This is a genomic window from Pseudactinotalea terrae (assembly GCF_009733845.1).
GTDB classification, from domain to species: domain Bacteria; phylum Actinomycetota; class Actinomycetes; order Actinomycetales; family Beutenbergiaceae; genus Pseudactinotalea; species Pseudactinotalea terrae.
This window is the reverse complement of the sequence record NZ_WNXZ01000011.1, coordinates 42,508-54,689: the sequence shown is the minus strand read 5'-3', so window position 1 is coordinate 54,689 and position 12,182 is coordinate 42,508. Positions and strand designations below refer to the sequence as shown.

The 12,182-nt window shown below is 70.5% G+C and carries 12 protein-coding genes; 3 read left to right on the top strand and 9 right to left on the bottom strand.

The annotated features are described in order from the left end of the window. Nucleotides 1-745: 745 nt before the first annotated feature. Nucleotides 746-1,567, bottom strand: a complete 822-nt coding sequence (locus GPA03_RS22735) for a LysR family transcriptional regulator substrate-binding protein (RefSeq protein ID WP_241681121.1) — start codon at nucleotides 1,565-1,567, stop codon at nucleotides 746-748. A gap of 51 nt (nucleotides 1,568-1,618) precedes the next feature. Between GPA03_RS22735 and GPA03_RS22050 the strand changes: the two genes are divergently transcribed. Both GPA03_RS22050 and dapB read left to right on the top strand, forming a co-directional pair. Next, nucleotides 1,619-1,999: a DUF5997 family protein gene (locus GPA03_RS22050; RefSeq protein ID WP_194239497.1), complete on the top strand. Its 381-nt coding sequence runs from the start codon at nucleotides 1,619-1,621 to the stop codon at nucleotides 1,997-1,999. Nucleotides 2,000-2,045: 46 nt separating this feature from the next. Further along, complete coding sequence (gene dapB, locus GPA03_RS22045; RefSeq protein ID WP_241681150.1) at nucleotides 2,046-2,744, top strand: 4-hydroxy-tetrahydrodipicolinate reductase; 699 nt, start codon at nucleotides 2,046-2,048, stop codon at nucleotides 2,742-2,744. Between the two features lie 11 nt (nucleotides 2,745-2,755). On the opposite strand, the gene GPA03_RS22040 is transcribed toward dapB, so the two are convergent. From GPA03_RS22040 to GPA03_RS22030, 3 genes are all read right to left on the bottom strand, one after another. After that, entirely contained in the window at nucleotides 2,756-3,310 is a 555-nt protein-coding gene (locus GPA03_RS22040) for a DinB family protein (protein WP_156251248.1), read from the bottom strand. A gap of 53 nt (nucleotides 3,311-3,363) precedes the next feature. Further along, nucleotides 3,364-3,969: a TIGR00645 family protein gene (locus GPA03_RS22035; RefSeq protein WP_156251249.1), complete on the bottom strand. Its 606-nt coding sequence runs from the start codon at nucleotides 3,967-3,969 to the stop codon at nucleotides 3,364-3,366. Nucleotides 3,970-4,061: 92 nt separating this feature from the next. Beyond that, nucleotides 4,062-5,405: an MFS transporter gene (locus GPA03_RS22030; protein WP_241681122.1), complete on the bottom strand. Its 1,344-nt coding sequence runs from the start codon at nucleotides 5,403-5,405 to the stop codon at nucleotides 4,062-4,064. A 129-nt stretch (nucleotides 5,406-5,534) separates the two neighbouring features. Here GPA03_RS22030 and GPA03_RS22025 point away from each other — a divergent pair, with 129 nt between their 5' ends. Continuing rightward, nucleotides 5,535-6,383: a LysR substrate-binding domain-containing protein gene (locus GPA03_RS22025; protein WP_156251250.1), complete on the top strand. Its 849-nt coding sequence runs from the start codon at nucleotides 5,535-5,537 to the stop codon at nucleotides 6,381-6,383. Nucleotides 6,384-6,399: 16 nt separating this feature from the next. On the opposite strand, the gene GPA03_RS22020 is transcribed toward GPA03_RS22025, so the two are convergent. From GPA03_RS22020 to GPA03_RS22000, 5 genes are all read right to left on the bottom strand, one after another. Continuing rightward, entirely contained in the window at nucleotides 6,400-7,761 is a 1,362-nt protein-coding gene (locus GPA03_RS22020) for a M16 family metallopeptidase (RefSeq protein ID WP_156251251.1), read from the bottom strand. A 9-nt stretch (nucleotides 7,762-7,770) separates the two neighbouring features. Beyond that, nucleotides 7,771-10,005, bottom strand: a complete 2,235-nt coding sequence (locus tag GPA03_RS22015; protein ID WP_156251252.1) for a polyribonucleotide nucleotidyltransferase — start codon at nucleotides 10,003-10,005, stop codon at nucleotides 7,771-7,773. A gap of 208 nt (nucleotides 10,006-10,213) precedes the next feature. Next, the gene (gene rpsO, locus GPA03_RS22010; protein WP_156251253.1) at nucleotides 10,214-10,483 is read right to left on the bottom strand and encodes a 30S ribosomal protein S15; all 270 of its coding nucleotides are present in this window, start codon (nucleotides 10,481-10,483) and stop codon (nucleotides 10,214-10,216) included. Nucleotides 10,484-10,578: 95 nt separating this feature from the next. Continuing rightward, nucleotides 10,579-11,145 (bottom strand): GNAT family N-acetyltransferase, encoded by a 567-nt coding sequence (locus GPA03_RS22005; protein WP_156251254.1) that lies wholly within the window; start codon nucleotides 11,143-11,145, stop codon nucleotides 10,579-10,581. Next, a complete protein-coding gene (locus GPA03_RS22000) occupies nucleotides 11,142-12,107 on the bottom strand; it encodes a bifunctional riboflavin kinase/FAD synthetase (protein ID WP_156251255.1) in 966 nt (321 codons plus the stop codon). Before GPA03_RS22000 ends, GPA03_RS22005 begins: the two co-directional genes overlap by 4 nt. Nucleotides 12,108-12,182: the final 75 nt, after the last annotated feature.

Below are 12,182 nucleotides of genomic sequence, written 5' to 3'. Positions count from 1 at the left end.
ACTGCACCAGATGATCCAGCCGCACCCCCTCCATCCGAGTCACCTCACGATCGGCCACAGCAGCAGCACGCAACGCGCCATCACCGACCAGACCCAGAGGTAGAACATCCATACGAGAAGTAGATCACCGACCACTGACAACGGCCCTGACCAGCACAGATGTGACGGCTAGGACAGCTCCCGGGGTGCACGGACCCATGACCCCAAGATCCCCACGACGGCTCCAGGGCGCGCACTCCGATGCTCCGAGGCCCTCCCCGGGACGATTCCCAGGCCACGCACTCCCATGACCCCACGGCCCTCCCAGAACGGCTCCCGGGCCACGCACTCCCATGACCCCACGGCCCTCCCAGAACGGCTCCCGGGCCACGCACTCCCATGACCCCACGGCCCTCCCAGAACGGCTCCCGGGCCACGCACTCCCATGACCCCACGGCCCTCCCAGAACGGCTCCTGGGCCGCGCACTCCCATGACCTTGAGGCTCCCTCCCGAGCACCGCCCAAGGGCGGTGCCCGCTGGCCATCGCAGCGTCGAGCGTCGTCGCCGCCCTACCGACGCGGCCGGGTCGCGGCTGCAGAGCCAGGCACGGCGCACTGGATCACGGCTGTCCAGCCACCCACCCGCCGCTTGCCGCTTGCCGCTTGCCGCTTGCCGCTTGCCGCTTGCCGCTTGCCGCTTGCCGCTTGCCGCTTGCCGCTTGCCGCTTGCCGAGCCACTCACACGACCGGGGCGGCCCTGTGCGCCCTAACGTCGCCGTCCGCGACGAGAGGGCTTCTGACGACTCTTGCTCCGCGGTCGTGGCCCTCCTTGCCCGCCGCGTGTCGCCGCCTGTCCGCGCTGCGGCGGTGACGGCGACGGCGGCGACGACGACGACCCAGGCTCCTCACCCGCCGGCTGTTGCCGCCCGCGCGAGCTGTTGACGGTCCGGCCGCGCACGATCCCGATGAGGTCCTCGGTACGTTCGTCCTCACGGTCGATCGCCCACGCGAGCGCGACCGGCGCCTCGGGTGCGTGTGCCAGCGCTCGCGCGGTGACGTCCTTGCGGTGGTGCAGCCGCGCCAGCGACCTGGGCACCACGACGACCCCGACCCCGGCCGCCGCGAGCTCGATCGCCTCGACGGTCATCGTCGGCACCTCGCGCGGCGCCTCGCCCGGGGGTGCGAGCGCGCCCTCGACTGCTCCCGGGCGCCCCGCCCACAGCAGCACGTCGTCGGCAGGCTGCAGCAGCACGTCGTCCGCGAGATCATCCGGCTGGACGGCCTCGTCGTCCCCGAGGGCAGCGATCGCGTGCTCGCGAGAGACCACGACCACGGGCTCCTCGGTGTACAGGACGATCGCGTGCAGCACATCCCGGTCGACCGGCGGCCGGAGGATCGCTGCATCGAGATCACCGTCGATCACGGCTTGCGCCGCCTGGTCCGCGGAGATCGGGACCAGCTCGAGCCGGACACCCCGGTGGCGCTGCTGCCAGATTCCTGCCCACTTCGCGGGGGTCACGCCCGGCACGAAGCCGAGGCGAAAACCGGGATCCACGGCGTGATCGTCAGCAGGCCCTGGGTTGTCCACCACTCCAGCGTAGGCGTGGGAACGTCGCTGCCGCGGTCCTACGCTGGTCCCATGACCACAGAGCCCTCCCCGCACGCCATGAAGCCGGCAACGGCTGCCAAGAAGCTCGGCGTGCACCTGCCGGCCACCCCCGAGGAGTTCCGCGCCGGTGGGATCACGCGCGACCAGCTGGCCGACCTGCAGCAGAACCCGCCGGAGTGGCTCACCGAGCTACGGCGCAGCGGGCCGCACCCGCGGCCGGTCGTGGCCGGCCGTCTGGGAGTCTCGATCTCGGGCCTGGCGCGCGGCGGCGTCGAGGATGCGCTCACGACCGAGCAGATCAACCAGCTGCGGGACGATCCGCCCGCATGGCTGGTCGCCGAGCGTGAGACGCACGCCAAGGTCGTCGCCGAGGAAGAGCGGCTGCGCGCCGCGCGCCGGACCGAGGACTGAGGGCGTGGCTGGGCTGAGGGTCGCCGTGATCGGTGCCGCGGGTCGCATGGGTCGGACCGTCTGCGAGGCGGTCGACGGCGCACCGGACCTCGAGCTGGTGGCTCGGCTGGACGTGGGCGACGACATCGACACCCTCGCGGGGGTCGCGGACGTCGGGATCGACTTCACCGTCCCCGCTGTGGCCGAGGCGAACGTCAACGCGCTGATCGACGCCGGCGTCCACGCCGTGGTCGGCACCACCGGGTGGGGCGAGGCGGCGTTGCAGCGGGTCCGCGACCGGCTCGGCGACACCGACCTGGGTGTCGTGATCGCCCCGAACTTCGCGCTCTCCGCCGTGCTGGCGATGCGCTTCGCGGCGCAGGCCGCCCGGTGGTTCGAGAGCGTCGAGGTCGTCGAGCTGCACCACCCCGACAAGGTCGACGCGCCCTCGGGCACCGCCGTCCACACCGCGCACGCGATCGCGGAGGCACGCCGGGCGGCCGGACTCGCCCCTGCACCGGATGCGACGTCCTCGGCTCTCGACGGCGCTCGTGGTGCCGATGTCGACGGGATCCCCGTGCACGCGGTCCGCCTGCGCGGCCTCGTCGCCCACGAGGAGATCCTGCTCGGCAACCCCGGCGAGCTGCTCACGATCCGCACCGACTCCTTCGATCGCTCCTCGTTCATGCCCGGCGTGCTGCTGGCCACCCGTCGGGTCGCCGAGCGCCGGGGGCTCACCGTCGGCCTCGACGCCCTGATCGACTGAGCGAGCGGCGCTCAGCCCATCGTCTTGGCGCCGTCGATCGCCTCACGGATGATGTCGGCGTGGCCGGCGTGCTGGGCCGTCTCAGCCACGATGTGGATCATCGTGCGGCGCACGGTCCACTCCGCTCCGGGCTCGAACCATGGCGCCGCGGGAAGCGGGTGAGAGGTGTTGAGGTCGAGGCTGCGCAGGGTCTGCTCGGTCTCGGCCGCGACCTGCTCGTACATCGCGAGCACGCCTGCAACGGTCTCGCCCGGACCCATCGCGAACTCGGCCTCGCGGGCCGCGACGAACGCGAGCACGTCGGGTGAAGGGTCGGACCAGTCGATGGCGCCCCAGTCGACCGGGTCCTCGGGATGCTGCTCACCGTGGACCGCGAACTCCATCCAGCTCTTCTCGGTGGCGGCGACGTGCTTGACCAGCCCTCCGAGGCAGAGCGCGCTGACCGTGGACCGCTCCCCCGCCTGCTGGTCCGTGACACCCGCCAGCGTCTGACGCAGGAATCCCCGGTGCCGGGCCAACGCCTCGATCAGGTCCTCGAGCTCACGTGACTCTTCGTTGATCGTCATGCACCGACGCTATCGGCGGGCACCGACACCGTGAGGCTCGCGCCATCCGCGACTCAGTGCTCGGCCGCGACCTCGGCGTCAGTCTTGGCGTTCGCCGCGCGCTGGTGCGCGGTGAGCGACATCCGGTCGATCCACGCCAACGCCATCGCAGACACGATGAAGGCGAGGTGGATGATCGTCTGCCACATCATGTCGTCGGGCGTCGGCGGGTCGACACCTTCGATCGTCTGGCCTGAGGCGATGAATGTCCGAAGGAGATGGATCGAGCTGATGCCGATGATGCTCATCGCGAGCTTGGTCTTGAGCACGTTCGCGTTGACGTGGCTGAGCCACTCGGGCTGATCGGGGTGCCCGTCGATCCGCAGTCGGGAGACGAAGGTCTCGTAACCACCCACGATCACCATGATCAACAGGTTCGAGATCATCACGACGTCCACCAGCCCGAGGACCGCCAGCATCGTGGTGGCCTCGTTCATGTGGGTCGGGTCGAGGATGACGTCGTGGATCAGGTGCCAGAGCTCGACCATGAACTGCCACACGTAGACGAGCTGCGCGACGATCAGGCCGAGATAGAGCGGAGCCTGCAGCCAGCGCGACAGGAAAATGAGGTGGCCGAGCGGAGCGATCGGACGCTGCGGCTGCGAGGGGGACGATGTCACGGCGGGAAGAGTAACAACCGGCGCTGATGCCTCTGCTGCCACGGACCCGGTCGATCTGCCCTGTGTGGCGAACGCCACACGCTGCGTCTCGATCAGGCGGCGCGTTGCATCTCACGGGGTCGCACGTACACGAATCCTCGGCCCGGCCTGTCGTGCAGGATGAGCCGCGGTCGCAGCCCACGGCGGTGGGCCAGGATCGCTCCGACCAGCGCCGCACCCAGCAGCGGACCGAGGCCGGTGACCACCATGGCCAGCTGGGCACCTGAGTGGTCGGCGACGAACCCGATGAGGGTTCCCGAGATCGCCTGCGCACCGAAGAAGACCATGATGTAGACCGCCATCACGCGGCCGCGCATCGACGGCGAGACCGTCGTCTGGATGAGCGTGTTGCCACCGGTCAGGTAGTACAGCGCCACCGCTCCGACGGCCACCAGCACCACGACGAACAGCACCTGCACGCCCACGAGGGCAGCGACCACCTGCAGCGCACCCAGCGCCATGGCCAGGTACACGAGCTGACGCAGCCCCACCCGCGCGCGCCGCGCCGAGGCGATCGAGCCGATCACGGCTCCGGCGGCCACGGAGGCGCTCAGCAGCCCGTACCCACCGGCTCCGGAGCGGAACACGTTGTCGGCGTAGGCGGACAGCACGGTGGCCAGGTTGATGCCGGTGAGCGCCACGAAGCCGATCAGCACCACGGTCCACATGATCTCCGGGCTCTGACGAACGTGCACGAGACCGGCCTTGAGCTGTCCCTTCTCGCGTGCGACACGCGGCGCCGGGGACAGCTTCGAGGCGTCCATCTTCGCCAGCAGCATCACCGCCACCACGCCCGCAGCCGCGTTGATGAGGAACGCGGGACCCTCGCCCCAGGCAGCGATCGCGACACCCGCGATCGCGGGCCCGACCAGACCGCCCAGCTGGAACACCGTGGAGTTCAGGCTGATCGCGTTGCGGAGGTTGTCACCTCCGGCGACCTCGACGACGAAAGCCTGCCGTGCCGGGTTGTCCGGCACGGTGGCGAGACCCAGGATGAAGGCGCTGAGCAGGATGTGCCAGGGCTGCACCGCACCCGTGACCACGAGCACACCGAGGGTGAGCGCGGAGGCAGCGAAGATCGACTGGGTGATCGCCAGGATCGCGCGCTTGCTGTACCGGTCGGCGAGGACGCCGCCCCACAGCCCGAACAGCAGCATGGGACCCAGCTGCAACGTCACCGTCAGGCCGACGAGAGCCACGTTCCCCGACAGCTGCAGGATCAGCCAGTCCTGGGCGATCCGCTGCATCCAGCCGCCGGGGTTCGTGAGGAGCTGCGAGGCCACGTAGAGCCGGTAGTTCGACTCCCGCAGCGCTGGAAAGGTGCGGACGATGCCGCGCCGTGGCGCGGACCGGAGTGCATCGAAGGAGAGGTGTGGGCGGGGCGCAGCGACGGTCACGGGTTCCTGGAAGTCTCGAGTCGTAACGTTTCGAGTTTTGAGGGTACCGTCGTCGACGCTAGCGACCAGACTTATCCGCCCTATAGTCGTGATAATCCCCTGTGATGAGCGTCTCAGAGAGGTGGACTCGTGTTCGAGCCACAGCACCTCCGCACCTTCCTCGCGGTCACCTCGACCCTGAGCTTCACGCGAGCCGCGCACCTGCTCGGCGTGAGTCAGCCGAGCGTCAGCCAGCAGATCAAGCGGCTGGAGCAGGCCGCCGAGCGGCCGTTGCTCAACCGCGACACCCACTCGGTCCGACTGACCGAGCACGGTGAGGCGATGGCGGGGTTCGCGCGCACGATCCTCGCTGCGCACGAAGAGGCCGAGGCCTACTTCGCCTCCCCCACGATGACCGGTCGGCTGCGCTTCGGCGCCGCGGACGACCTCGCGCTCGCCCAGCTCCCCGGCGTGCTGCGCGCCTTCCGACAGCTGCACCCCTCGATCCAGCTCGACCTGACCGTCGGCCAGACGTCGATGCTCCGGCGCCGGCTGGACGCCAACCAGCTCGACCTGGTCTTCGTCAAGGAGGCGCCAGGCACCACCACGGGCACCCTCGTGCGCCGCGACCCGCTCGTGTGGGTCGCGATCCCGGGCACCCGACTCGTGCCGGACGAGCCGATCCCGCTCGTCGCCTACTCGGCGCCCTCGCTCAGCCGCCTCACGGCGACCCGGGTGCTCGCCGAGGCCGGCCGCACCTGGCGCATCACGTGCAAGGTCCTCGAGGTCAACGGCGTGCTCGCCGCGGTCCGTGCCGGGCTGGGCATCGCCCCGTTCCCGGCATCGCTGGTACCAGCGGACCTCCAGGTGCTGTCCCCCGGCCCAGACCTACCCGCACTCGGGGACGTCGATCTCACGCTGCTCGCCAACCCGCTGACCGAGCGCGCACCGATCGAGGCGCTCACGACGGCGATCCTGCGACACCGCCCAGCGAGCTGAGCCCCGGGCCCTCGGCTCAGGCGAGGACGGGGAGCAGTCGGGTGGCGACGTCGTCCTGGTACGGCCCGACGATCACGAGGTGACGAGGCAGCGAGGTGAGCTCGGCGGCCAACGCACGAACGTCGTCGGCGGTCACAGCCTGGATCTTGGCGAGGTTCTCCTCGACGGTGGTGAACTCCCCGAGCGTCAGCTCGGCGCGCCCCAGCCGGGACATGCGCGAGCCGGAGTCCTCCAGGCCCAGCACCAGTCCGCCGCACACCTGGCCGATACCCCGCTGCAGCTCAGCGCCGTCGACAAGCTCGGCCGCGAGCCGCTCGAGCTGGTCGGCGAGGATCTCGACGACGGCGTCCACCTTGCCGGGCGCGCAGCCGGCGTACAGGCCGAACAGGCCCGCGTCGGCGTAGCCCGAGGCGAACGAGTACACCGAGTAGGCGAGGCCACGCTTCTCACGGACCTCCTGGAACAGGCGCGAGCTCATCGAGCCGCCGAGGATCGCGTTGAGCACACTCATCGCGAACCGGCGCTCGTCACCGGCGACCAGGCCGAGCCCCCCGAGCACCACGTTCGCCTGCTCGGTGGGGCGGGACACCGTCAGCGCGGTGCCCTCGGTCGGGACCGCCGTGACATCACCGGGATGCCGCCGGCCGGCGGGGTGGGCACCCTGCTCGAGCGACCACCCGCCGGCCTCGACGGCCTCCAGGACCTGGTCGCAGAGCGTGTCGTGGTCCACACCGCCGGCAGCGGTGACGACCAGCTCGGCGGGGTTGTACGTGCGCCGGTAGTGATCGAGCACGGCCGCGCGGGGCACGGACTGGATCGTCGTAGGCGTTCCGCCGATCGGGCGGCCCAGCGGGTGCTCGCCGAAGACGGCGCCCGCGAACCGCTCGTGCACGACGTCGGTCGGGTCGTCCTCGTTCATCGCGATCTCTTCGAGGATGACGCCGCGCTCGCTCTCGAACTCATCGGCATCGAGCAGCGAGGAGGTGACCATGTCGATGATGACGTCGGTCGACATGGGCAGGTCGGCATCGAGCACCCGGGCGTAGTAGCAGGTGTGCTCCTTGCCGGTGGCGGCGTTGACCTCACCGCCCACGGCGTCGAAAGCCGAGGCGATCTCCATCGCCGATCGGCTCGGGGTGCCCTTGAACAGCAGGTGCTCGAGGAAGTGGGTCGAGCCGTGGTGACCGTCGCTCTCGTCACGAGAGCCGACGCCCACCCACGCCCCGATGGCGGCCGAGCGCTGACCGGGCATCGCCTCGGTCAGCACTCGGACCCCACCAGGTAGGACGGAGCGGCGCACCGTCCCCGAACCGTCGCCGGCCTCGATGGTCAGCTCGGTGTCCGGCTGACCGGCCGGGCCGAGGATCAGCTCAGGCATGGAGGCCGATCAGGCCTCGACCGACTCGTCGGCCTCGTCGGCTGTGCGCTCGGCAGCGTCGTCCTCCTCGACCACGGCGTGAAGCGAGAGCTTCCCGCGCGGATCGATCTCGGCGAGCTCGACCTGGACCTTCTGACCCACGCTGAGCACGTCCTCGACCGCCTCGATCCGCTTGCCGCCGACCAGACGACGGACCTGGCTGATGTGCAGCAGGCCGTCCTTGCCCGGGCTGAGCGAGATGAACGCGCCGAACGACGTGGTCTTGACGACCGTGCCGACGAAGCGCTCGCCGATCTCCGGCATGTGCGGGTTCGCGATGGCGTTGATCGCCTGCCGCGCGGCCTCGGCCGACGGTCCGTCGGTCGCGCCGATGAACACGGTGCCGTCGTCCTCGATCGAGATGTCGGCGCCCGTGTCGTCCTGGATCTGGTTGATCATCTTGCCCTTGGGGCCGATGACCTCACCGATCTTGTCGACGGGGACCTTGACGGTGATGACGCGCGGCGCGGTCGGAGCCATCTCGTCCGGGGAGTCGATGGCCTCGGCCATGACGTCCAGGATGTGGAGGCGGGCCTCCTTGGCCTGGGTGAGCGCCGAGGCGAGCACCGAGGCGGGGATGCCTTCCAGCTTGGTGTCGAGCTGGATCGCGGTCACGAACTCACGGGTACCGGCGACCTTGAAGTCCATGTCGCCGAACGCGTCCTCGGCACCGAGGATGTCGGTGAGAGCCGCGAACTTGGTCTCGCCGTCGATCTCCTCGCTGACCAGACCCATCGCGATGCCGGCGACCGGGGCGCGCAGCGGCACACCGGCGTTCAGCAGCGACAGCGTGGACGCGCACACCGATCCCATCGAGGTCGAGCCGTTGGAGCCCAGCGCCTCGCTGACCTGACGGATCGCGTAGGGGAACTCGTCACGCGAAGGCAGCACCGGCATGATCGCGCGCTCGGCGAGCGCACCGTGGCCGATCTCGCGACGCTTCGGCGACCCGACGCGGCCGGTCTCACCGGTCGAGTAGGGCGGGAAGTTGTAGTTGTGCATGTAGCGCTTGCGCGTCTGGGGCGACAGCGTGTCGAGCTGCTGCTCCATCTTGAGCATGTTCAGCGTGGTGACACCCATGATCTGGGTCTCGCCGCGCTCGAACAGCGCCGAGCCGTGCACGCGAGGAAGCACCTCCACCTCGGCGGACAGGGTGCGGATGTCCCGCAGGCCGCGGCCGTCGATGCGGAAGCCGTCGGAGATGATCCGGCGGCGGATCAGCTTCTTCTGCACGCTGCGGTACGCGGCGTGCAGCTCCTTCTCGCGACCGTCGAAGCCTGCCTGCAGGGCGCCGATCATGGCGTCCTTGATCTCGTCGAGGCGGTTCTCCCGCTCCTGCTTGCCCGCGATGCTCAGCGCCTCCTCGAGCGCGCTGGTGACCTCGGACTCGACGGCGGCGTAGGCGTCGTCGGCGTAGTCCGGGAACAGCGGGAACTCCTGGACCTCCTTGGCGACGCGACCCGCGAGGTCGAGCTGCGCCTCGGCCAGCACCCGGATCGGCGCCTTGGCGGCCTCGAGGCCCTCGGCCACGATCTCCTCGGTCGGGGCTCCGACGCCCTGCTCCTTCATGAGCGTCCAGGCGTTGTCGGTGGCCTCGGCCTCGATCATGGCGATCGCGACATCGTCGCCGACGATCCGGCCCGCGACGACCATCGAGAAGACGGCCCGCTCCAGCTCGGAGTAACGCGGGAACGCGACCCACTGACCGTCGATCAGCGCGATGCGGACGGCGCCGACCGGGCCGGAGAACGGCAGACCGGAGATCTGCGTGGAGATCGAGGCGCCGTTGATGGCGACCACGTCGTAGGCGTCGTCGGGGTGGATCGAGAGCACCGTCTCGACGACCTGGACCTCGTTGCGCAGGCCCTTGACGAACAGCGGGCGCAGCGGGCGGTCGATCAGGCGGCAGGCCAGGATCGCCTCGGTCGAGGGGCGGCCCTCGCGGCGGAAGAACGAGCCGGGGATCTTGCCCGCGGCGTACTGACGCTCTTCCACGTCGACCGTCAGCGGGAAGAAGTCGAAGCCTTCACGGGGGTGCCTGCCCGCCGTGGTGGTCGACAGGACGGTCGTCTCCTCGTCGAGGTAGACGACGACCGCGCCGCCGGCCTGCTTGGCCAGCCGACCGGTCTCGAAGCGGATGGTGCGCGTGCCGAAGGTGCCGTTGTCGATGACGGCCTCGGCGAACTGGATCTCGGGACCCTCCATGGGTGCCCTCCTTCGTGTTCGGCCCCCGGGCTTCACGTGGTCATCGATCGAGGCCCACGGATCCGGGACAAGCCCGCTCCGGGAGCCACTACCGAGGACCGCGGGTCCGGCGGGCAGTGGTGGTATTCGTGTTGTGGGTGATGCGGTGCCGCGTGGTGCGACACAAGAACCGGCCCGGACCCGAGGAGGGTCCGAGCCGGTGTGAGCGCTATCGGCGCAGGCCGAGCCGCTCGATGAGCGAGCGGTAGCGCTCGATGTCGACGTCGCGCAGGTAGCCGAGAAGACGGCGACGCTGACCGACGAGGAGGAGCAGACCACGACGGCTGTGGTGGTCGTGCTTGTGGTCCTTGAAGTGCTCGGTGAGGTCGGTGATGCGCTTGCTGAGCAGCGCGATCTGCACCTCGGGAGAGCCCGTGTCGCCCGGGGTCGTGGCGTACTCGGCGATGATCTGCTGCTTGACGGCTGAATCCAGGGCCACTGGTTCTCCTTCAGAGAATCGTTGCGCGGAGCACCGGGGCTGGTTCACCCGGGCATGACGAGACCGCGGCCGATCGAACGGCAGCGCTCAGACTATCAGCCGGGCTCGGGATCGGTGAATCTGCGCCCCAGGAGGTGCGATCCGGGCGCGATCTCCGCGACGTGCACCCATCCGGAGGCGCTGTACAGGGCACGGGCCGCGTGCGCCTCGGCATCGACCACGAGCAACGCCGTGCGGGCCCCGACCGCACGCAGGTCCTCGACCGTGGCGTCGTGCAGCAGCCGGCCCAGCCCACGTCCGCGCGCACCGCTCGTCACGGCGAGCTCCACCAGCTCTCCGTGCCCGCCCAGCCAGCCCTGGGCCACCGCCGCCGGGAGCCGCTGCCGAAGCGTCTGGGTGAACCACTGGTCGTCCGCGCCGAGCAGCCCGTACGCGAAGCCGACCACCCTCCCCGCCTGCAGCGCGGCGACCAGCCGGAAACCGGGGTAGCCGGCGTGCTGCACCAACTTGCCCTCCGCCCACTGCCCTGCCCGCACCGGGTCCTCGTGGTGGGGCGGCTCGGTGAACGCCTCGACGAAGATCTCGCCCAGCCGTGCGCGGAGCGCCGTGTCCGCGCGGATCGCCTCGCCGTCGTACCGGCGGATCTCGACGGCGGGGCTCACCCGATCGGGCGCCTCACGCCCAGCAGGTCGGCAGCCTGGGCGACGTCGGCGTGCATCTGCCCCACCAGCGGCTCGATGCCCTCGAACTTCAGGGTCGGCCGCAGGTGGTGCGTGAACTCGACCACGACCTCCTCGTCGTACAGGTCGAGGTCGGTGCGCCCGAGCACGTGGGCCTCGACCTGGCGCACCTCGCCGTCGAAGGTCGGGTTGGTGCCGACCGAGATCGCGGCCGGCAGCCGCACGGCGTCGGGCGTGCCCCAACCACGCCAGAGCCATCCGGCGTACACGCCGTCGGCGGGAACGGTGCCCGACGAGGTCGGGGCCAGGTTCGCCGTCGGGAACCCCAGCTCCCGACCGCGCGCCTCCCCGTGCACCACGACGCCGCGCATCCGGTGCGGGCGGCCGAGCACGGCGGCCGCCTGCGCCACGTCACCGGCGGCGAGGAGCTCGCGCACCCACGTGGAGGACCAACGCCGCCGCGTGCCGGCGGCCTCGATGTCGTGGACCACGTCGACGGCGAAGCCCAGCTCCTCCCCCAGCTCGCGCATGGTCTCGCGGTCGCCCGAGTTCTCCAGTCCGAACCGGATGTCCTCGCCGACGACGACACGGCGCACCTTGAGCGCGTCGACCAGGTAGCGGGAGACGAACTCGCGCGGGGTCAGCCGCGCGAAGTCGAGGTCGTAGGCGATCACGAGCACGCCGTCGAGGCCGGTCTCGGCGAGGAGCTCGAGGCGGTCCTCGGGCCCGGTGAGCAGCACCGGCGAGGCGTCCGGTCGGTGCACGGCGGCAGGGTGCGGCTCGAACGTGACGGCGACCGCGCTGGCCTCCACGGCGCGGGCCGCGGCGATCGTGACACCGAGCACGGCGCGGTGCCCGAGGTGGACGCCGTCGAAGTTCCCGATCGTGGCGACGCTGGCGCGCAGCTCAGCAGGGACCTCATCGATTTCGTGCCAGACCTGCACCCGTTACCCTCGCTCGTTGTCATCGCTGCCGCGGGCCAGCCTGCCACCGCGGGCCACCGGGTGACGAATCAGGCC